At 71.6% G+C, this 21,959-nt stretch carries 12 protein-coding genes; 6 read left to right on the top strand and 6 right to left on the bottom strand.

Features of this window, described 5'->3' with window-relative positions; genetic code table 11:
- Positions 1-333: 333 nt before the first annotated feature.
- Positions 334-1,515, bottom strand: a complete 1,182-nt coding sequence (locus WME98_RS02575) for a mechanosensitive ion channel family protein (RefSeq protein WP_437949800.1) — start codon at positions 1,513-1,515, stop codon at positions 334-336.
- Positions 1,516-1,913: 398 nt separating this feature from the next.
- On the opposite strand from WME98_RS02575, the gene WME98_RS02580 reads away from it, so the two are divergent.
- From WME98_RS02580 to WME98_RS02595, 4 genes are all read left to right on the top strand, one after another.
- Positions 1,914-2,606, top strand: a complete 693-nt coding sequence (locus WME98_RS02580) for a hypothetical protein (RefSeq protein WP_437949801.1) — start codon at positions 1,914-1,916, stop codon at positions 2,604-2,606.
- 621 nt (positions 2,607-3,227) lie between these two features.
- Positions 3,228-9,080, top strand: coding sequence for a HAMP domain-containing protein (locus WME98_RS02585; RefSeq protein ID WP_437949802.1), 5,853 nt, complete (start codon positions 3,228-3,230; stop codon positions 9,078-9,080).
- Between the two features lie 323 nt (positions 9,081-9,403).
- Positions 9,404-9,844: a hypothetical protein gene (locus tag WME98_RS02590; protein ID WP_437949803.1), complete on the top strand. Its 441-nt coding sequence runs from the start codon at positions 9,404-9,406 to the stop codon at positions 9,842-9,844.
- Between the two features lie 212 nt (positions 9,845-10,056).
- Positions 10,057-11,916 carry a serine/threonine-protein kinase gene (locus tag WME98_RS02595; protein WP_437949804.1) on the top strand — a complete coding sequence of 620 codons (1,860 nt, stop codon included), beginning with the start codon at positions 10,057-10,059 and terminating at the stop codon, positions 11,914-11,916.
- A gap of 489 nt (positions 11,917-12,405) precedes the next feature.
- On the opposite strand, the gene WME98_RS02600 is transcribed toward WME98_RS02595, so the two are convergent.
- Positions 12,406-13,635 (bottom strand): phospholipase D-like domain-containing protein, encoded by a 1,230-nt coding sequence (locus WME98_RS02600; protein WP_437949805.1) that lies wholly within the window; start codon positions 13,633-13,635, stop codon positions 12,406-12,408.
- A 275-nt stretch (positions 13,636-13,910) separates the two neighbouring features.
- Between WME98_RS02600 and WME98_RS02605 the strand changes: the two genes are divergently transcribed.
- Both WME98_RS02605 and WME98_RS02610 read left to right on the top strand, forming a co-directional pair.
- Complete coding sequence (locus WME98_RS02605; protein WP_437949806.1) at positions 13,911-14,471, top strand: hypothetical protein; 561 nt, start codon at positions 13,911-13,913, stop codon at positions 14,469-14,471.
- Between the two features lie 5 nt (positions 14,472-14,476).
- Entirely contained in the window at positions 14,477-14,962 is a 486-nt protein-coding gene (locus tag WME98_RS02610; RefSeq protein ID WP_437949807.1) for a DUF421 domain-containing protein, read from the top strand.
- Between the two features lie 7 nt (positions 14,963-14,969).
- On the opposite strand, the gene WME98_RS02615 is transcribed toward WME98_RS02610, so the two are convergent.
- From WME98_RS02615 to WME98_RS02630, 4 genes are all read right to left on the bottom strand, one after another.
- Complete coding sequence (locus WME98_RS02615; RefSeq protein ID WP_437949808.1) at positions 14,970-16,454, bottom strand: DUF2330 domain-containing protein; 1,485 nt, start codon at positions 16,452-16,454, stop codon at positions 14,970-14,972.
- A 272-nt stretch (positions 16,455-16,726) separates the two neighbouring features.
- On the bottom strand, positions 16,727-18,169 hold the full coding sequence (gene trmFO / locus WME98_RS02620) for a methylenetetrahydrofolate--tRNA-(uracil(54)-C(5))-methyltransferase (FADH(2)-oxidizing) TrmFO (protein ID WP_437949809.1): 1,443 nt from the start codon (positions 18,167-18,169) through the stop codon (positions 16,727-16,729).
- Between the two features lie 36 nt (positions 18,170-18,205).
- Positions 18,206-20,803, bottom strand: coding sequence for a type I DNA topoisomerase (gene topA, locus WME98_RS02625; protein ID WP_437949810.1), 2,598 nt, complete (start codon positions 20,801-20,803; stop codon positions 18,206-18,208).
- Positions 20,804-20,934: 131 nt separating this feature from the next.
- Complete coding sequence (locus WME98_RS02630; protein WP_437949811.1) at positions 20,935-21,906, bottom strand: DNA-processing protein DprA; 972 nt, start codon at positions 21,904-21,906, stop codon at positions 20,935-20,937.
- Positions 21,907-21,959 lie beyond the last annotated feature (53 nt).

A 21,959-nucleotide genomic window follows, 5' to 3' on the forward strand; every position in this document is an offset into this window, starting at 1 on the left:
ATTCCCCCCAGGGGTGTGGCGAAACCTCGTCGCGCGGTCGACGGCTGACGGGCCAAGTGCCGGATCTTTCTGTTTTTGCTGCAAAGCACATGCCGTTTTCCTGCGCCTGCCGGCGAGCGGAACGACCCCGGGCACAGCGGTTGGGCCCCGGCGCGCGACGGAGCGCGCGGACAGGCGTGGAGGCCTGTTCCGCGCGTCGAAGGTGTCATCGAGTCGACGGGGGCGAGGCGGGAAGCGCACGCGACGGTGACGCGCCGGAAGAGCGCGCCGACGTCCATCGCCCCAGCCTGGGCGTCGCGGTGTGGCGTTCCGCTACGTAGCGGGCGCGCACCGTCACGACTTCACATCGGCCACCCCGTCGACCGCTCCAGCCCGCCGCGCCCGACCCGAGGCCGGACCACGCCGCTCGATCGCCTCGACGACCGGAGCCGCCCCCGAGAAGCGCTCCTGCGGCAGGTACATCCCCTCCTCGAGCTCCTGGACCCACCGGAGCATCTCCTCGCGAACCCAGCACCGCAGATCGAACAGCTGCCCAGAGTCGCGGGCAGAGACGAGAAAACGCACCTCGATCGTGCGCTCTGTCACGTTCGTGACCTGGACGGCCTTTACCCGCTTGTCCCAGAGCTCGCTGTTCGGGAGGATGGACTCGAAGTGCCGCCGCACGGCGTCCACCGGCGTGCGGTAATCCACGTAGATCTCGACGGTGCCCAGCTTCTCCGATCCGTGCTTCGTCCAGTTCTGGAACGACTGGTCGAGGAGCCGCGCGGTGGGGACGATGAGCCGCCGCTCGTCCCAGATCTTCATGACCACGTGGGTCAGCCGGATCTCCTCGATCGTCCCGAACTCACCGTCCACCACGACCTTGTCGCCGAGATCGATCGGCCGGGTGAACAGGATGTGGAGGCCCGACAGGATCGCGCCCACCGGCTTCTGCGCCGCCAGGCCGAGCACGACGCCCGCGATGCCGGCGGAGGCCAGGAGCGACACGCCGACGTTCCTCACCGTCTCGAAATTCAGGAGCACGAGCGCGCCCGCCACGATCACGATGATCACCCGCGCGACCCGCTCGAGCACGCGGGCCTGCGTGCGCAGCCCGCGGGACGACTCGCTCCCCTCCTCGAGGTGCCGCAGGGCGCGCGCGTCCAGCACCTCGGTGAGGATCCCGACGAGGCGCATGAGCAGCCACGCCACGCCGCCGATGAACAGCGCCGAGAGCAGCGATCGCAGATCGGCCACGAGCTCCTGCCCGAGCCGCGTCATCTTCGCGAGGCCGGCCGTCAGGATGATCCCGAGACAAAGCGTCACGGGGCCAATTGCCGCGTCGAGTGTTTTTTCGTCCCATGGCGTCGCCGTCCGTCGCACGACGATCGAGCCGGCGCGCCGGAACAGGCCCACTGCCAGCCGAGCGAGCGCGAAGCCGACCGGAACGCTCGCCGCGACGATCACCCACTGCCATACGCCGTCCGCCGGGAGCCCCAGCCGGGCGCCGAGCGATTCAAAGTTCGAATTCTGCATGGGTCTGCTCCTTCAACCAGCGCCGCGCGCCGTCAGGCCAGGCCCCCTGGGGCACGGAACACCCCGCCGCGCCCCGCGGGCGCGGCGGCATCAGGCCGTGACGCAGCGAGGCGCGACGGGCTCATCCATCTTGTGCGCGGCGTCGCACGGCACAGCGCATGCCGCCGAGTCCGCTCCCGCATTTCCCGCGGGATGTCCGGCACGCTCCGCGCGAGCCGCCGAGATCGCGATTGCACGGTGGAGGCAGCGTTGCCACGCTGCGACAAATCGCTACACCGCAGCTCTACGCCGCCCTTCGACGTCCGTTCAAGGGACCCGCGCTCGCTCGGCATGCGGTGTGCAGCTGAACTGGCCAGAGAATCGAGATCGGCTGAAGAAACGCGGCAAAGGACTCGTTTATGTCAGAGCGCAGAAGCCAGGTCGATGATTTCGCGCGGCTCACCGAGGAGACGGAGCGGCTCGCGAGGCACGTCGAGGATCTCCGGCTCCGGATCGCGGCGACGACCGCGAAGCGGCGCGCATCGTCCGGCACGCTCCCTGCGCAGAGCGCTGCCACCATCGAGGGGCCTCACGGCTCGCCCTCGGAGCGGCCGCTCCACGGCCCGACCTCGGAGCGGCCGCCCCACGGCTCGCCCTCGGAGCGGCCGCCCCACGGCTCTCTGTCGGAGCGGGTGTATCGATCGATCTCGGACCGGCCGTACGATGCCGCGGAGCGGGCCCACGACGCTGCCGCGGAGCGGGCCTACGACCTCGCTGCCGAGCGGGCCCACGACGCCCCGGAGCGCGCCTATGACGCCCCGGAGCGCGCCTATGACGCGACGGAGCGGCCGCACGACGCCGCGATGGAGCGGCCGCACGGCGCCGCCACGGAGCGGCCGCGGCCCCGTCACTCCCCGTTCCCCGAGCGCACCTCGTGCCTCGCGAACGTGTCCCGATGGCTGCCGCCGCTGAGGCCGGCGCGAGAGATCACGGAATCGGGCATCCACGAGCGGGTGGGAGAGGCAGGACGCTACTGCATCGTCACGCCACGGAAGCAGCCCGGCGGCGCTCTCCTGCCGAGACGCCGGCCCCCCAAGGCCGACGTGGCCTGAGGCAGCCCCTCGACCGACCCCCGCACCGACGCGCGACACCCGCGGCCCGCACCAGCCCACAGGGTCCGCGCCGGCGCACAACAGCCGCGCCCGCGCGCAACGCCCGCGCCCGCGCGAACGCACCTCACCGCCTCGCTCCTCGCCCTGGCCACATCGCCCGCGCCCGACCGCGCGCCCTGCCACGGAATCCCACGAGAAGCGACCCGAGAAGCGCGCGGCCAGCGCGGCGCGATGCTTGCCCGGCTGCGCGCCTGCGTAGTATACGAACCCATGCTCCTGCGCGGTGGGCGCAGGCGCGCATGGCCATCGTTCCTCGAAGCCTGAACCCGATGGGACCCGACGGAATCTGCGCGGTCGGGCAGCGACAACCCCGCTCCCGGGCGGCGCGCGGCGTCCGGCGGAAGCCCGAGGCGGCCGACGATCCCGCGCCCCGGACGAGAGGGCCAGTCCTCCTCTCGCCCTCTCGCCGCCTCGCGGCGGCGCCCCGGCGCCCGAGCGGCGCGCCGGGGCGCCTGATCCCACCGCTCTCGGCGCCCTGGGTTCCCTCCGCGCCCGGGGCGCGCCCTCGTTTCCCTTCACCGATCGGCCCTGACTGCAATGCAGGGCCAGGAGAACAGCGGCATGGAGCAGCGTAGCGACCTCGACAAGGCCCGCAGAGCGAAGGCTGGCAATGGCAAGAGCAAGAAGGGCGCGTCGGGCGGGGGGTCGCACGGCGCCGCGCGCGCGAGGAAGGCCCCCGCGGCGGAGCCCCCCCGCGCCGCGGCGCCCATCGAGAGCGACGGGCTCGACCGGCGGACGCTGCTGACGTCGCTGCTGAGCCTCAAGAAGGGCGATTTCTCGGTGCGGCTACCCGTCGACTGGCTGGGGCTCGACGGGAAGATCGCGGACACCTTCAACGAGGTCGTCGAGCTCAACGAGAAGATGGCGAAGGAGCTCTACCGCCTGAGCCGCGTGGTCGGCAAGGAAGGCCAGCTCTCGCAGCGCGCCTTCATCGGCGAGGTGAACGGCGCGTGGGCCGACGAGGTCGCGTGCATCAACGCCCTGATCGGCGATCTCGTCCACCCCACCGCCGAGACGGCGCGCGTCATCGGCGCCGTCGCCAAGGGCGATCTCTCGCAGACGATGGCCCTCGAGGTCGACGGCAGGCCGCTCGACGGCGAGTTCCTCCGGACGGCCAAGACCGTCAACACGATGGTCGAGCAGCTGGGCTCCTTCGCGTCCGAGGTCACGCGCGTCGCCCGCGAGGTCGGCACCGAGGGAAAGCTCGGCGGGCAGGCCGACGTCCGCGGCGTCGCCGGCACCTGGAAGGACCTCACCGACTCCGTCAACTCGATGGCGTCGAACCTCACGGCCCAGGTGCGCAACATCGCGACCGTCACCACCGCCGTCGCCAACGGCGATCTCTCGAAGAAGATCACCGTCGACGTCAAGGGCGAGATCCTCGAGCTCAAGGACACCATCAACACGATGGTCGATCAGCTCCGCTCGTTCGCGTCCGAGGTCACGCGCGTCGCCCGCGAGGTCGGCACCGAGGGAAAGCTCGGCGGACAGGCCGACGTCCGCGGCGTCGCCGGCACCTGGAAGGACCTCACCGACTCCGTCAACTCGATGGCCGGCAACCTCACCTCCCAGGTGCGCAACATCGCCGCCGTCACCACCGCCGTCGCCAACGGCGATCTCTCGAAGAAGATCACCGTCGACGTCAAGGGCGAGATCCTCGAGCTCAAGAACACCATCAACACGATGGTCGATCAGCTCAACTCCTTCGCCTCCGAGGTCACGCGCGTCGCCCGCGAGGTCGGCACCGAGGGAAAGCTCGGCGGCCAGGCCGACGTCCGCGGCGTCGCCGGCACCTGGAAGGACCTCACCGACTCCGTCAACTCGATGGCCGGCAACCTCACCGCCCAGGTGCGCAACATCGCCGCCGTCACCACCGCCGTCGCGAAGGGGGATCTCTCGAAGAAGATCACCGTCGACGTCAAGGGCGAGATCCTCGAGCTCAAGGACACCATCAACACGATGGTCGATCAGCTGAGCTCCCTCGCGGCCGAGGTGACGCGCGTCGCCCGCGAGGTCGGCACCGAGGGCAAGCTCGGCGGCCAGGCCGACGTCCGCGGCGTCGCCGGCACCTGGAAGGACCTCACCGACTCCGTCAACTCGATGGCCGGCAACCTCACCGCCCAGGTGCGCAACATCGCGACCGTCACCACCGCCGTCGCCAACGGAGATCTCTCCAAGAAGATCACCGTCGACGTCAAGGGCGAGATCCTCGAGCTCAAGAACACCATCAACACGATGGTCGATCAGCTCAACTCCTTCGCCTCCGAGGTCACGCGCGTCGCCCGCGAGGTCGGCACCGAGGGGAAGCTCGGCGGGCAGGCCGACGTCCGCGGCGTCGCCGGCACCTGGAAGGACCTCACCGACTCCGTCAACTCGATGGCAGGCAACCTCACCGCCCAGGTGCGCAACATCGCCGCCGTCACCACCGCCGTCGCCACGGGCGATCTCTCGAAGAAGATCACCGTCGACGTCAAGGGCGAGATCCTCGAGCTCAAGAACACCATCAACACGATGGTCGACCAGCTGAGCGCGTTCGCGGCGCAGGTGACGCGCGTCGCCCGCGAGGTCGGCACCGAGGGCAAGCTCGGCGGGCAGGCCGAGGTGACCGGCGTCGCGGGCACCTGGAAGGACCTCACCGACTCCGTCAACTCGATGGCCGGCAACCTCACCGCCCAGGTGCGCAACATCGCCGCCGTCACCACCGCCGTCGCCAACGGAGATCTCTCCAAGAAGATCACCGTCGACGTCCGCGGCGAGATCCTCGAGCTCAAGGACACCATCAACACGATGGTCGATCAGCTCCGCTCGTTCGCGTCCGAGGTCACGCGCGTCGCCCGCGAGGTCGGCACCGAGGGCAAGCTCGGCGGCCAGGCCGACGTCCGCGGCGTCGCCGGCACCTGGAAGGACCTCACCGACTCCGTCAACTCGATGGCCGGCAACCTCACCTCCCAGGTGCGCAACATCGCCGCCGTCACCACCGCCGTCGCCAACGGCGATCTCTCGAAGAAGATCACCGTCGACGTCAAGGGCGAGATCCTCGAGCTCAAGAACACCATCAACACGATGGTCGATCAGCTCAACTCCTTCGCCTCCGAGGTCACGCGCGTCGCCCGCGAGGTCGGCACCGAGGGAAAGCTCGGCGGCCAGGCCGACGTCCGCGGCGTCGCCGGCACCTGGAAGGACCTCACCGACAACGTGAACTCGATGGCCGGCAACCTGACGAACCAGGTGCGCGGCATCGCGAAGGTCGTGACGGCGGTCGCCAACGGCGATCTCAAGCGCAAGCTGATCGTCGACGCGAAGGGGGAGATCGCCGCGCTCGCGGACACGATCAACGGCATGATCGAGACGCTCGCGACGTTCGCGGATCAGGTGACCACGGTGGCGCGCGAGGTCGGGGTCGAGGGCAAGCTCGGCGGCCAGGCGAGCGTGCCCGGCGCGGCCGGCACGTGGAAGGACCTCACCGACAACGTGAACCAGCTCGCGGCGAACCTCACGACGCAGGTCCGCGCCATCGCCGAGGTGGCCACCGCCGTCACCAAGGGCGACCTCACCCGGTCGATCAAGGTCGAGGCGCAGGGCGAGGTCGCGGCGCTGAAGGACAACATCAATGAGATGATCCGGAACCTCAAGGACACGACGCTGAAGAACAGCGAGCAGGACTGGCTCAAGACCAACCTCGCCAAGTTCTCGCGCATGCTCCAGGGGCAGAAGGATCTCCTCACCGTCGGCCGCCTCATCCTGTCCGAGCTCGCCCCGGTGGTCACGGCGCAGCAGGGCGTCTTCTACATCATGGACTCCTCCCGGGAGGAGCCCGTCCTCAAGCTGCTCGCGAGCTACGCGTTCAAGGAGCGCAAGCACGTCGACAACCAGTTCAAGCTCGGCGAGGGGCTCGTCGGGCAGTGCGCGCTCGAGAAGGAGAAGATCCTCCTCGTCAACGCGCCGCCCGACTACATCACGATCACGAGCGGCCTCGGCGAGGCGCCCCCGGTCAACATCATCGTGATGCCCGTGATCTTCGAGGGGCAGGTGAAGGCCGTCATCGAGCTCGCGTCGCTCGAGCGCTTCAGCCCGACCCACCAGGCGTTCCTCGATCAGCTCACCGAGTCGATCGGCATCGTGCTCAACACGATCGAGGCGAACATGCGCACCGAGGACCTGCTCAAGCAGTCCCAGTCGCTGGCGCGCGAGCTCCAGAGCCAGCAGGAGGAGCTCCAGGAGACGAACGCCGCGCTGGGCGAGAAGGCGCGCCTCCTGGCCGAGCAGAACGTCGAGGTCGAGCGGAAGAACCACGAGGTCGAGCAGGCCCGCCAGGCCCTCGAGGAGAAGGCGCGGCAGCTCGCCCTCACGTCCAAATACAAGTCGGAGTTCATGGCCAACATGTCCCATGAGCTCAGGACCCCGCTGAACAGCCTGCTCATCCTCTCGGACCAGCTCTCCAGGAACAACGACCAGAACCTCACCCCGCGGCAGGTCGAGTTCGCGAAGACGATCCACGCGTCGGGGACCGATCTCCTCGCGCTCATCAACGACATCCTGGACCTCTCGAAGATCGAGTCGGGCACCGTCGTCGTCGACGTCGGCGAGATCGGCTTCAGGGACCTCTCGGACTACGTACAACGTACGTTCCGGCACGTCGCCGAGTCCAAGAAGCTCGACTTCGAGCTCTCGTTCTCGCCGGCGCTGCCGTCCTCGATGCTCACCGACGCGAAGCGGCTCCAGCAGGTGCTCAAGAACCTGCTCTCGAACGCCTTCAAGTTCACCGAGCGCGGCAAGGTGGTCCTGGAGGTGACAGTGGCCCGCGACGGCTGGAACCGTGAGAACGATGTGCTCAGCCGGGCCGACTCGGTGATCGCCCTCTCCGTCCACGACACGGGCATCGGGATCGCGCCGGACAAACAGCAGATCATCTTCGAGGCGTTCCAGCAGGCCGACGGGAGCACGAGCCGCAAGTACGGGGGCACCGGGCTCGGGCTCGCGATCAGCCGGGAGATCGCGCGGATGCTCGGCGGCGACCTCGCGCTGGTGAGCGCGCCGGGCCGCGGCAGCACGTTCACGCTCTACCTGCCGCGCACCTACCGGCCCGTGCGGGCGGCGCGGCGGCAGCCGACGCACGTCCTCGACACGCCGCCCGCCATCGAGGACACCGTCCACAGCAGCCGGCCGTCGGATCGCATGGCCGCGGGCCCGGACACGCAGGTCATCGACGACAGCGAGAGCGTCCGCCCCGGCGACCGCGCGATCGTGATCGTGGAGAACGACACCGTGTTCGCCCGCTTCCTCGTGGACGTCGCGCGCGAGCACGGCTTCAAGGCGGTCGTCGCCGTCCGCGGCGCGACGGGGCTCTCGCTGGTGCGCGAGCTCAAGCCCGCGGCGATCACGCTGGACATCAACCTGCCCGACATCGACGGCTGGCGCGTGCTCGACTGCCTCAAGCGCGATCTGTCGTCGCGGCACGTCCCGGTCCAGGTGATCACGACGGAGACGGACGAGGAGCGGAGCCGCGCGCGGCGGATGGGCGCGGTGGGGCTCCTCAACAAGCCGCTCAGCAGCAGGACGGCGCTCGACGAGGCCTTCGCGCGCCTCGACGGGCTGGTCAGCTCGCCGCGGCGCCGGCTGCTCGTCGTCGAGCCGGACGCGGCGTCGGGCGATCCCGTGGTCGAGCTGCTCCGGGACGAGGGGGTCACGATCGCCAGCGTGGCCACCGGCGAGGCCGCGCTCGCCGCCCTCGAGCGCGAGCCGTACGAGGCGATCGTGCTCGGGCTGCGCCTGCCCGACATGCCCGGCCTCGAGCTCCTCGAGCACCTCGACCGGGCCGGGCGCTTCACCGATCTGTCGGCCATCGTGTATACGCCGGCCGACGTCGCCGGGGACGACGAGGTGCAGCTCGGCCGGCTCGCGCAGCGGCTCCCCGTGAAGCACGTCCAGTCGAGGGAGCGCCTGCTCGACGAGGTCACGCTCGCGCTGCACCGCCGGCTCTCGGATCTGCCGGAGCCGAAGCGGATCGCGATCGAGCAGCTCCACGAGTCGACCGCCGCGCTCTCGGGCAAGTGCGCGCTGATCGTCGACGACGATTTCCGCAACATCTACGCGCTGAAGATCGTCCTCGAGAGCCAGGGGATGACCACGCTCGCCGCCGATACGGGCAAGGCGGCCATCGACCGTTTGGAGAGGACGAGCGGCATCGACGTCGTGCTCATGGACATCATGATGCCGGAGATGGACGGATACGACACGATGCGCGCGATCCGGCAGCGGCCCGCCTTCCAGACGCTCCCGATCATCGCCGTCACGGCCAGGGCGATGAAGGGCGATCGCGAGAAATGCCTCGAGGCCGGCGCGACCGACTACATCTCCAAGCCGGTCGATACGGAGCAGCTGCTCGCGTTGCTCCGCATCTGGCTGCATCGCTGAGCTCGCTCTCCCCCTCGCCGCCGCGCCGCGCGGATGTGCCCGGGCGCACGCGGCGGTTCGTCTTCGCTGCAACGGCGCCTCAGTGTGGCGTCTCTCCGCAGGCTCAGGCGTCTACCGTCCACAGCCGACGGCGCAGGAGAGCGTGCATTTGCGGCATCCTTCGTTGGCACGGCGCCTGCTGTACGGGGTGGGATTCCAGAATACAGCGAGGGTACGCGTCCGGGCGAGGACGTCCTTCGGGAAAGGAGCTGTCGGTGAGGGCAAAGCTGGTGACCGGTCTTGTGAGGACACGGCTCGACGCCGAGAGAGTGGTTGAGCGCGTCATGAGCTGTGGATACAAGCGTGACGCCATCAGCCTTGTCATGAGCGACGCCGCGCCCGGAGAGCGTGTCGAGAGCGGAATCGGCTCGAGGGCGGCGGCGGACGTCGGCGTCGGCGGGGCGGGCTTCGCGGCGTTCGCGACGGCCGGCGCGAGCGTGGCGTTCCCTGGCCTCGAGCTCGCGGTGGCGGGCCCCCTGGAGTCCGCGCTCGCGGGCGCGGGCAGCGCGGCCGGCGGGCTCGTCGGCGCGCTCGCCGGCGCTGGTGTGCCCGAGCACCGCGCGCGCGTGTACGAGAGCGGCTTGCGGCAGGGCGCGGTCCTCGTGGGCGTTCACGCGACCTCGGAGCGAGACGCGGAGATCCTGGCGATGATCCTCGAGGTTTCGGGCGCCGAGAACGTCCGGAGCGAGAGCGCGCAGCGACGTCCTTACGACAGCTTCATCTAGGCAGCGCGCGGGGGTGAGCGCGCTGGCGATGCTGGGGCGCCCGGCGCGTGGCAACTTGCCTCGCTGAGGCGCGCTGCCGCCGACGCGCTCGTCCGGGATTTCAGGCGCTCCCCGAGAGGAGCGCCTGGCACGAGCGATGCTCCAGATTTGAAATCGTGGCGAAGCGTGGCGTCGTGGGCGGCGGATGGCCGGAGCAGGCGGCAGGAGAGCGCATGTCGAGCAACTTGACCCAGGGGTTCGAGCACACCTTAGGGGAGCGCTTCGAGGCTGGCACGGTGGTGGGCGACAAGTACCAGCTCCTCCGCAAGGCGGGAGAGGGGGCGATGGGCTCTGTCTGGGTCGCTGCGAACACGGCGCTCGAGGCCAACGTGGCCATCAAGGTGCTGCGCCCGGAGATGCGCTCTCCCGCGATCGCGGAGCGCCTGCTGCGCGAGGCGCGGGCGGCGGCGAAGCTCAGTCATCCGGGCATCGTGCGCGTCTTCGATCTCGGCAAGACCGCGGGCGGCACGCCGTACATCGTGATGGAGCTCCTGGAGGGCGAGGCCCTCCGGGACGTGCTCTGCCGCGAGCAGCGGCTCTTGCCCGAGGCGGCGATCGCGATCTTGCTTCCGGTCGCGAGCGCGATGCACGCCGCCCACGAGCGCGGCGTCGTCCACCGGGATCTCAAGCCGGACAACGTGATGCTGGCGGAGCAGGGCGACGGGAGGATCCAGCCGAAGGTCGTCGATTTCGGGATCGCGAAGGTGACGTGGACCGAACCGCAGTCCGGCTCGACGGGCGCGGCGGTGATCGGGACGCCGCAGTACATGCCGCCCGAGCAGGCGCTCGGGCAGGGGCAGCTCGATCATCGTGCGGACATCTGGGCGTTCTGCACGATGCTGTACGAGTCGATCGCGGGCGAGACGCCCTATGCCGGCGAGCAGGGGTTCGGGACGCTGCGGGCGGTCATCCAGGATCCGGTGCAGTCGCTCGTCGAGCGGTGCGGCACGGATCCGGCGTTGTGGTCGATCATCGAGCGCGGGTTGCGCAAGGACCCGGCGGATCGCTGGGGGAGCATGCGCGAGCTCGGCGTCGCGCTCGCGACGTGGCTCCTCTCGCGGGGCGTCTCGGAGGACGTGTGCGGCGCGTCGCTCCGCGCGCAGTGGCTGGACGAGCGGACGAGCCAGATCCCCGCGCCGTCGCCGCGGCCGATGGTGGTGAGCGCTGCGCCGACGCTGCACTCGCGGCGCTCCGACGACGCGCTGGAGCTGCAGCTGCCCATGGCGTCCGCGCGGCGGGCGCCTGACGAGACGAGCCGCCGCGCCGCGGTGGTGGTGCGGCGCGGATCGCTGGAGGAGAGCGGCGAGCGGGCGTGGTCCGAGGCGACGGCGATGGTGAATCCGCCGGTGGCGGTGTCCCCGTCTCAGCGCCCCTCGTTGCGGGATCGCTTCCCGTTCCGCCGCGTCGCGGCGGCGGGCTTCGTCCTCATGGCGGGTGCGGCGGCGTGGAGCGTGGCGCCGGTCTCGACGGGCCCAGCGGTCGAGCTGACGCCGACGGCGCCGGCGTCTCTGGCCGCGCCACCGGCGCCGGTCGCAGAGCCGTCGTCGCCGGTGCGCCCTGCGGCCGAGGCGAGCTCCCTGACGGCCAGCATCGCGCGCGGCGTCGTGGCGCCCCCGGCGCCCCCGGCCGAGCCTGTGGCCCCGCGCCCGACGCGGGCTCCGAAGCCGGCTCCCCCTGCGCCTGGGCCCACCGCTGCGGCCGCCAAGTCGCCGGCGCCCACCGCGAGCGCGCCGCTCCCGGATCTGCCCTCGTCCGACGCGGGCGTGGAGGCGCCGCAGCTCCTTGCGCAGGCGCCCACGTCCGGCGCGTCGCCGGAGCCCGGGGCCGCTGCCTGCGCGGGTGGGCAGGAAGGCGCGGGGTCGGCTTGCCCGCCGCCGGTGGCCGACGCATCGGCGCCTGCGGTCGAGGTCCACGAGGATGCGGGGGCGGCCAGTCAGGAGCCCGCCCCTCCCCCGCCAGCGGCCGAGCCGGCCCCGCCGGCTGCCGACGCGGGCGCGGCTGAGGAGCCCCCGAGCGCTCCAGCGGCGCCGTAGCGGATCGGCCTCACGCGTCGGCCGGGGGACCGAGATCGAACCGGGAGCGGTTTTCGCTCGGGTTCGATGCGCGCGTCTTCCGTGCGTCGTTTCTCGTCCCGTCTCTCGTCTCCGTCTCCCGTCTTCCGTCTCTCGTCCCCGTGCACGTCTGCGTGCGCGTGCGCGTGCGCGCTGACTCCGGGGAATCGCGCACGCGCACGCGCACGAAGGACGAACACGGAAGAGGGAAGACGGGAGACGGGAGACGGGAGACGGGAGACGGGAGACGGAAGACGGAAGGCGGGGACGAGAAGCGACGCACGGTATCAGTCGCAGCCGAAAACCGCTCCAGAGCGGCTTTCGCCCCTCTCTGTACACGCGTTCCAGAGCGGCGGTCACCCGCACAGGAGACGGGTCCAGCTCGGCGTTTTCGGCGCGGAAGCGCACTCCAGTGCGCTGAGCACCGAAAACGTCGAGATGGGCCCGTATCCGAAGCGGGTGACCACCGCTCTAGACTCCGATAGCCGGCAGGAACCCACCCTCCCGCTCCGGCTCGGGGAGCGCCCCGCGCCCTCTCCCGGACGCGTACCGCGGCTCCAGCAGATCGAGCCCCAGGCTCCACAGCGCGTTTCGCATCCGCGCGAGCGCCCCCAGCTTGGGAAGGTTGCTGAGGCACACCTCCTCGCTCCGATCGACGTCCCGCTCGAACAGGTTCGCCGCGTCCCTCACGAAGCCAGGCTGCTTGACGATGAGGTTCGCCTCGCTCACCCACCGCAGGCTCGTCGGGTTCACGTTGAAGGTCCCCACGGTCGCCCAGTCGTCGTCGATCACCGCGAACTTCGAGTGCAGCATCGACGGCAGGAACTCGTAGATCTGAAGCCCGTTCTCCAGCCACCACCTGTACCGCGCGAGGCTCGCGTTGCGGATGGCCGGCAGATCGGAGTTGCGCGGGACGATGATCTTCACGTCGATCCCGCGGCGCGCGGCGTCGATGAGCTCGCGCTCCAGCCCGCGGGGCGGGCAGAAATACGCGTTCTCGATCCACACGCGCCGCCGCGCCGAGCGCACCCGCTCCACGTGGCGCTCGTAGATGATCGCCGGCGGCCTGGGCGCGTCGGTGATGAACTCCACGTCCTCGTAGACGCCGCCGGTCCAGTAGTCGAACGAGCGCCCATCGGCCTCGTTGGCGAGCATCCAGCGGCACTCGAACGCCCGCGCCATGTCGCCCACGCAGGGCCCCACCACCCGGCTACAGACCTCGTGCCAGCCGTCACCGCCCTGATCGCGCGGCAGCCACTCGTCGGCCCACGCCGCGCCGCCGACGTACCCGGCGCCGTCGATCACCACGATGCGCGAGTGCTCCCGCGGGAACACGACGCCCCGGCGCAGCACCGTGCCGAGCGGCCGGTACGCGCGCGCGCGGATGCCGCGAGCCCGCATGTCCTCGAAGAACTGCGCCGGCGTCGCGTGGCTGCCGAGCGCGTCGTAGAGCAGCCGCACGTCGACGCCGCGCCGCACCGCGGCCGCGAACGCATCGGCGAAGCGATGACCCATCAGATCGTTGCGGTAGATGTACGTCGAGATCCAGATCCGCTCCCGGGCGCGCGCGATGTCGTCGAGGAGCGACTCGAGCACCACCGTCATCCCGGGCAAGAGGCGCGTCGCGTGGAGCGCGCACCCCCTGTCCGGCACCGCGTGGCTGGTCCTGGAGTTCGCCCTGGAGCCTGGAAAGGTCAGCACCGAGCAGGTCATGTCGAGTCCCGGCGCGGGGCGGCTGCAGCTCGATTGCCGCAGTGGCCCGCACGCCCTCACCACAACGGCTCAAGCAGCCCGTGTGCCACCTCGCGAAGTCGCGATCGCGCAGGGATGCCTGCGGAGGAAGATGCGCGACGTGGCAGCTTGCCACGCGAGGCCACCACGCCACAGCGCCGCCGGGGCAAGCGGTCTCTCCGGCGCAGACCAGGCCCTCCGGCGCGCGCGGACCGCGGCATCGGATTTGAAGGGCGTCGTGCGCGATGGTCCCGTCCCGTCATGAGATCTCCGCTCGTCGGCCCGGCCAGGCGAACGGGCGCGCGCCCGCGGCGCCGCTCGAGACCGCGTCCGAGCCGCCGCCGGCGCCGGACATGCGGCGCCGGCTCAAGCTCAGCCCGAAGCACGCGCTCGGCGCGCTCGCGCTCGCCTGCGTCGCCGCGAGCGCCCTGTTCATGCACGCCCGCGAGACCGGCGAGGCGACCGCGCCCGGGCTCGCGCTGCGCGTGGCGTACCCCGAGCGGATGCGCTTCCGCGACACGGAGCAGCTCACGTTCGACGTGACGCGCACGGCGGACGCCCCCTGCCGGGCCGCCGCGCTCACGATCGACCAGGCCTACCTGGACGGCTTCGAGGAGCGCCGCGCCACGCCCGAGGAGACCGCCATCGGCCGCTTCGAGCTGGGCGGCCTCGCGCCCGGCGAGCAACGCCGGATCGTCGTCGATCTCCGGGGCGAGCGCTCCTGGCTCGCCTCGGGCAACGCAACCCTCTCGTGCGATGGGGAGCGCGGCGCCGTGGCGCCGCTCCGCACGTTCATCTTCCCCTGACCGCCATGGAGACCGTCGCCCGCGTCGCCTTCGTCTATGTGTTCCTCGCCGTCGCGTTCCGCGTGCTCGGCAAGCGCGAGCTCAGCTCGCTGTCCCCCTTCGAGCTCGTCACGCTCATGCTGATCCCGGAGATCGTCTCTCAGGCCCTCGTCCGCGAGGCGTCGCTCGCGAACGCGCTCGCGGGCGTGTCCACCCTCCTCGTGCTCGTGTTCCTGACGTCGATCCTGACGCACCTCTCCCCGCGGGCGTCCAAGGTCATCGACGGCACGCCGACGGTCCTGGTCGCGAACGGCCGCATCCTGGAGGATGCGTGCAATCGCCAGCGCATCCAGCCGGAGGAGATCGTGTCCGAGATGCACAAGAGCGGGCTCGCGCACCTCTCGCAGGTGCGCTGGGCCATCCTGGAGGCGGACGGCGATCTCACCATCATCCCGGAGCAGGGCCAGCCCCTGCCCGTCGCGCGGCCGAGGACGCGGGACGTGGACGCCTGAGCGTCCGTCAGGCCGGGCGGGAGGCGAAGCGGCGCGCGCCGCGACGGGCGATCGCCGCCGCGAGGGCGAGGGCGCCGAGCGTCATGCCCACGAGCGTGCCCTGCCCCCGCGTCCGCGAGGCGCGGTCGCCGTCGACGAGCGGGAGCGCCGCGCCGCAGAGCACCTCGGCGTGGACGCTCAGGCGGGCGCGCATCCAGTTGTCGACCCGCTCCTGCTTCGCGGGGCTCAGGACGAGGTCGGTGTCGAGCGCCGCGCGCGGCAGGTTCGCCTCGAGGCGCGTGAGCCACACGTCCCTCGGGTGCAGGCCGATCATCGCGACCGCGAGGTCGTCGAGCGGCCCGCACGCGAGCTCGCGCGCGTCGATCTGGCCCGCGGCGACCTCGCCGCAGCTCGGGTCGGAGAGCAGGACGCCGGCCGGACACGGGCTCGCCACGGCGCGGCTCTCCGTCGCGATCTCGGCGAAGCGCACGGCGCAGTCGGTGTCCAGGGTCTCGCCGTTCGCGAGCCCCTGCTGGGCGAACGCCGCGGCGATCGTGTCGACCGGGGTGGTCGAGCCGCTCGTCGTGTACTGCACGCCGAACGGCGCCGCGGAGCTCGACACGGGCGAGAACAGCGAGCCCTGCTGCGCGTAGGGCGTGAGGAACGCGCGGCCGCCGTCGTGCGCCGCGAGCGCCTTCTCGCGGAGCTCGCCGTAGTTCGAGTCCTGCGAGGCGAAGTCCCACGCGAGGAGGTCGACGGGGACCGCCGCGGCCGCGAACCCCTCCGGAGCGAGCCGCGCCTCGCTGATGGTGAAGAGGGTGATCGCGACGTTCGCGCCCGTGCCGGCGGCCACCATCCGGAGGGGCAGCGCGGCGTTCGCCCCCGGCATGACGACCCGCACCGGCTTCATCTCCTTCACGTCCTTGCCGGGCTGGAGCCTGAGGGCGATGAAGTCGAATTGCTCCTCGACGTAGGCGTCGATGACCGGCTGCGTCGATTCGTCGACGCCGAAGCCGTTCCTCTCCAGCCACGTGTTCAGCGCGCCGGGCGTGTCGGTCGTGAGCGTCACGGTCTCGTAGGGGCCGACGGTGCCGCGGTGGAGGACGGTGACCTGGTCGTTGCCGAACCCCCCTGCCACGCCGCTCGCCGAGTCGGCCGAGCCCAGCGCACCGCAGCCGCCCCCGCTCGCGGCGCAAAAGGAGTTCGGCGCCGTGATGCGGACCGACGTGGCCGCGTCGAGCGTCTCGAACCAGGCGTCCGAGCCGACCTCGATCGTCGCGCCGGGCTTCACCGGGAGCACCCAGGCGAACTCGCGCGGATCGCCGGAGTACTGGATCTGATCCCAGAGCACCGACTGGACGGGCGACACCGAGAGGACCATCCGGTGCGCGTTGACGACCGTGGTCTCGGTCGGCGGGGCGAAGCACCCGCCGCAGGCGAGCGCCTCGCGCGGCGAGAGGAGCGTCGCGGAAGGAACGGCGAGCGCGAGGAGCGCGAGCAAGCGAAGTTTCATCGGGTACCTCCATGGGCGCGGGTCCGCGCGGGCGGGCTCCCGGAGCGCGCGGTCGGCGCGCGGCGCACCACCTCCAGGCTACCCAAGCCCGCGCGCGGCAGGCAGCCCGCGCACGATTGGCGCGCGGCCCGTGCGCCGCGCGGCCCCCGCGCCGCGCGTCAGCGCTCGCAGGGAGCCGGACCGCCAGAAAGAACCTCAATGTTCTTCCCGACTTACAGCCTTCCCGAGGGCTCGCCTGGCCGCGCGCGAGCGCGGCCCGCCGAGGCCGCCCGTCAGCCCGCGGCCCACCACGCGTCGAGGTCGCGGAGGGCGCGCTCGGCCATCGCCTCGTAGCGGGCGCGCTTGCGCAGCTTGCCGTGGGCGGGATCGAGCGGCGCGATGTGCGCCCAGGTGATGTTCGACGGCTGATACGACGACGGCTGCTTCCGCCCGAGGTGCGTGAGGATGCCGCCGAGCGCCGTCGTGGGCGGCGGCGGCCGGAGCGGCTCGTTCCGCAGCCGCTGCGCGAGGAGGATCGCGCACACGAACCCGGCCGCGGCGCTCTCCACGTAGCCCTCCACGCCCGAGATCTGGCCGGCGAGGTGCACGCCCGGCAGCGCGCGCAGCTCCATCGCCGGGCCGAGGAGCGCCGGCGCGTCCACGAAGGTGTTCCGGTGCACGGAGCCCATGCGGAGGAACTCGGCCTCCTCGAGGCCGGGCACCATCCGGAACACCCGGAGCTGCTCGGCGTACTTCATGCGCGTCTGGAAGCCGACCAGGTTGTACGCCGTCGCCGCCTCGTCCTCCGGGCGCAGCTGGAGCACCGCGTACGGCCGCCTGCCGGTGCGCGGATCGGTGAGCCCGACCGGCTTCATCGGCCCGAACGCGAGCGTCTGCTCCCCGCGCGCGGCCATCACCTCGCACGGCAGGCACCCCTCGAAGTAGCGCACCTCCTCGAAGTCGCGGGCCTCCACCTTCTCCGACGCGACGAGGGCCCGGACGAACGCCTTGTACTGCGCCTCGTCGAAGGGGCAGTTCACGTACGCCTCGTCGCCGGCCTCGGCGTCGTCGCGGCGCTCGGCCGCGTCCTCCGGCGGCGGCGCCGTCGGCTCGGGCCGCGCGGCGCCCTCCGCCGGCGCGGCGCGCTCGCCCCGGACCGCGCCGCCCTTGCCGTAGCGCGACTGCTTCCACACGCGCGACCAGTCGATCGAGTCGGCGCTGACGATCGGCGCGATCGCGTCGTAGTAGGCGAGGTGCTCGGCGCCCACGGCCGCGGCGAGGCTCGCCGCGAGGGCGTCGGACGTGAGCGGACCGGTCGCGAGGATCACCGGGCGCTCGGCCGGGATCTCCGTCACCTCCCGCCGCTCCACGGCGATGCGGGGGTGGGCATCGATCGCCCGCGTCATCGCCTCGGCGAACCGCTCGCGATCGACCGCCAGCGCGCCGCCGGCCGGCACCGAGGTCTCGTCGGCGCACCGCAGGGCGAGCGAGCCCACGCGACGGAGCTCCTCCTTGAGCAGCCCGACCGCGTTGCTCAGCGCCGCGCCGCGCAGCGAGTTCGAGCACACGAGCTCGGCCAGCCGATCGCTCGTCTGCGCGGGCGTGCGCTTGTGCGGCTTCATCTCGACGAGGCGCACGCGCAGCCCGCGCTGGGCGAGCTGGTACGCCGCCTCGCAACCGGCCAGGCCGCCTCCGACGACGACGACCTCGTCGCGCGGGCTCTCCGCTCCGTTCATGTGCAGCTCACCAGGGTGGGAGGTCTCGCGGCCTTCTTAGCTCGCCGTGCGCCGGGCGCGCACGGCCCGCGCGGGCTTTTCGGCTTCACCCTTCGGCGCGCCGGCCCCCTTCGGCGCGGCCTCGGGCCGGTCGGCCGGCGCGGGCTTCGGCGGCTCGGGCCGGTCGGCCGGCACCGCCGCGGCGCTCGCGACGATCGCCGCGGCGTCGAGGGAGGCGGACCCGTCCGCGGCGCCCTCCTCCCCCTCGCCCTCGACGATCTCCTGCTTGAACCCGCAGTCCTTGGTCGCGCAGACGAGCATCGCCTTCTTGCCGGCGGTGCGGGTGACGAACTTCGCGCCGCACTGGGGGCACGGGACCGGCACCGGCTTCTGCCAGAGCTTGAAGTCGCACTTCTGCTCGGCGTTCCAGTTCGAGCAGCCGTAGAAGGTGCGCCCGCCCTTCTTGCGGGGCCGGATCTCGATGAGATCGCCGCCGCAGCTCGGGCACGCGACGCCGAGCGGCACCGGGCGCGTGTTCTTGCAGGCCGGGTACCCGGTGCACGACAGGAAGTCGCCGAAGCGCCCCGTCTTGATGATCATCGGCTTCCCGCACTTGTCGCACGAGATGTCGGTCTCGCGGACGGCGGCGGTCCCGCGCGCGTCGGACAGGTCGCGGGTGGCCTTGCACTTCGGGTAGCGCTCGCAGCTCAAGAACCAGCCGTTCTTGCCCCACTTCTTGAGCATCATCGACCCACACTCGTCGCAGACGATGTCGGTCTTCTCCGCCTCGGGCTTCCACGGCGCGAGCTTCTTCGACTTGTCGAGCTGCTCCCGGAACTTCTTGTAGAAGCGCTTGAGCAGCTGCTCGCGCTTCAGGTTGCCGGCGCCGACCGCGTCGAGCTCCTCCTCCATCTGCGCGGTGAAGTTCGGATCCATGATGTCGAGGTTCGACCGGACGAGGCCGTCGACCACGAACTTGCCGAGCAGCGTCGGCTGGAACGCGCCGCCCTCGCGCTTCTCCACGTACGCGCGCTGCTGCACCTTGCTGATGATCTCGGCGTACGTCGACGGGCGGCCGATGCCGCGCTTCTCCAGCTCGCGCACCAGCGAGCCCTCGTTGTAGCGGGGCGGCGGCTGCGTGAACTTCTGGTCGGTGACGACGCCCGGCGGCGACACCGCGAGCGCCTCGCCCTCCTTCATGTCGGGCAGGAGCGCCTCCGAGTCCTCCTCGGCCGACGGCCCCGGCGCCGCCCGCTCCGCCTCGCCGGCGCTCGCCTCGGCGGGCGCCGCCGCGCCGCCGCCGCCGTCCGCCGCGGCGCCGGCGCTCTCCTCCTCGCCGGCGAACTCCTGCTGGCCCTCCGTGACCTGCAGCCAGCCGGCGAACTTCAGGATCCGCCCGCTCGCCCGGGCGAGGTAGCTCCGGTGCGCGGGCTCGGCCACCGTCGGCGCGACGTCGATCTCGACCGTCGTGCGGTCGTACACCGCCGGGTTCATCTGCGAGGCGACGAAGCGGTTCCAGATGAGCTTGTACAGCTTGTACTGCTCGTCCTTGAGGTGCTTCTTGATCGAGTCCGGGTGGATCTCGACGCTCGTCGGCCGGATCGCCTCGTGCGCGTCCTGCGCGTTCTTCTTCGACTTGAAGACGTTCGGGCGCTCGGGGACGAACTCCTTGCCGTACCGCTTCGCGACCACGCCGCGCACCTCGGCGACCGCGTCGTCGCTCACGCGCGTCGAGTCGGTACGCATGTACGTGATGAGGCCGACCGGGCCGCCGTCGCGCTTGAGGTCGATGCCCTCGTAGAGCGCCTGGGCGATCTGCATCGTCCGCTTGGCGCCGAAGTGCAGGTAGTTCGTCGCGTCCTGCTGGAGCTTCGACGTCGTGTACGGCGCGGGCGGGTTGCGCTTCTGCTCGCGCCGCACGACCTTCGCCACCCGGTAGCGGGCGGTCTCGAGGTCGGCGCGCACCTTCGCGGCGACCTCGCCGTTCGTCACCTCGAGCTTCTTGCCGTCGGCCGAGGCGAGCTTCGCGACGAACGGCGCGCGCTGCGGCGGGCTCGCCGCGGTGAGGCCGACGGCGATGTTCCAGTACTCCTCCGGGACGAACGCCTCGACCTCGCGCTCGCGGTCGACGATGAGCCGCAGCGCGACCGACTGCACCCGCCCGGCCGACAGGCCGAACGCGAGCTTCGACCAGACGAGCGCCGAGACGTCGTAGCCGACGATGCGATCGAGCACGCGCCGCGCCCGCTGGGCGTCGTAGAGGTTCTCGTCGAGCTTGCGGGGGTTGTGGACGCCGTGGTCGACCCCCTTCTTCGTGATCTCGTGGAACTCCACCCGCGCCACCTTGAGCTTCGGGTTCTTGATTTCCTCCGAGATGTGGAACGCGATCGCCTCTCCCTCGCGATCGGGGTCGGTCGCCAGGAGCACCTCGTCCGCCTTCTTCGCGGCGGACTTGAGCTCCTCCAGGACCTTCTCCTTGCCCTCGATGACCTCGTAGGTCTCGGCGAAGTCGTTCTGCACGTCGACGGCGTTCTGCTTCTTGGGCAGATCCTTGACGTGGCCCTTCGAGGCGAACACCTCGTACCCGTTGCCGAGATACTTCTTGATGGTCTTCGCCTTCGCCGGCGACTCCACGATGACGAGCGTCTTGGCCATCACCACCTTCTGAGCAACGCGATCGGGGCTTGTGAGAGGATTGAAGGGCGACCTTCGGTGCGAGGGAGGCCCCCCTCGCGAGGAGGCGGCCACCCGGAACCGCACTGGGCAGGGTGAGCCGGCGCGCCCCTTCAACGAAGAGCCCGCCGAAACAACCCGGCGGGCCCCTCTACTACTACGGCCTGGAGCGTCAACGTCAAGAGTGCCTCCACGGCGCGCCTGGGCGGAAGCCCCGTCCTCTCGCAGACCTCGTCCACGTGCGCCGGGCAGGCGTCCAGGGCGTCGAAAACGGCGCGCTCGACCGCGCTCATCGCCGGGATTTGCGCGGTTTCCTCGGGCGGAGCGCTCGCCGGCGCGGCGACGGCCGGGTCCGGCAGCGGCAGGGTGCCGGCGGCGGGCGGGCTGTTGCGCGGCGACCGCCGCGCCCGCCGGCGGGGCGGCGGCGCCGGCCCGCCGAGGACGTCGATCACGTCGGCCGCGCGCGTCACGGGGCGCGCGCCGGAGACGAGCTCCAGCGCGCAGCCGACGCCGCGCGGGCTCCACGGGGCGTGGGGGACGACGCAGAGGTGGCGCCCGAGGCGGCGCGCCGCGGCGGCGGCGGAGCGGGCGCCGCTCTCGATGCCCGCCTCGACCACGACGGTCGCGAGGGTGAGCGCGGCGAGCACGGCGTTGCGCTGGAGGAACAGCCCCGGCAGCGGCGGCGTGTCGTCGGGGACGCGCGCGAGCAGCGCGCCGCCCGCGGCGAGGATGCGATCGAAGAGCGGCGCGTGCTCCCGCGGGTAGGGGCGCGCATGGCCGCCGCCGCTGACGACCACGGTCGGCGCGCGCGCCGCGAGCGCGCCCTCGTGCGCGGCCGCGTCGACGCCGCGCGCGCCGCCCGACCAGATCGAGTAGCCCGCCTCGCCGAGCGACGCGGCGAGCGCGCGGGTGAACCGGAGCGCGTCGTCGCTCGCGGCGCGCGTGCCGACGATCGCGATGCCGGGGCGCGACGGGAGCGCGCCGCGCAGGTAGAGCGTCGGCGGCGCGGCCTCGGTCTCGGTCACAAGGGCCCAGAGCGGCGCGGGGTAGGAGGGATCTGCGGGCTGGATCTCGATCGACGCCATACGCGGCGTGTCGACCGGCGCCCGGGCCGAGTTGCGCAAAATGCGGAGCGCGC

The sequence above is a fragment of the Sorangium sp. So ce296 genome, assembly GCF_051529605.1.
GTDB classification, from domain to species: domain Bacteria; phylum Myxococcota_A; class Polyangia; order Polyangiales; family Polyangiaceae; genus Sorangium; species Sorangium cellulosum_D.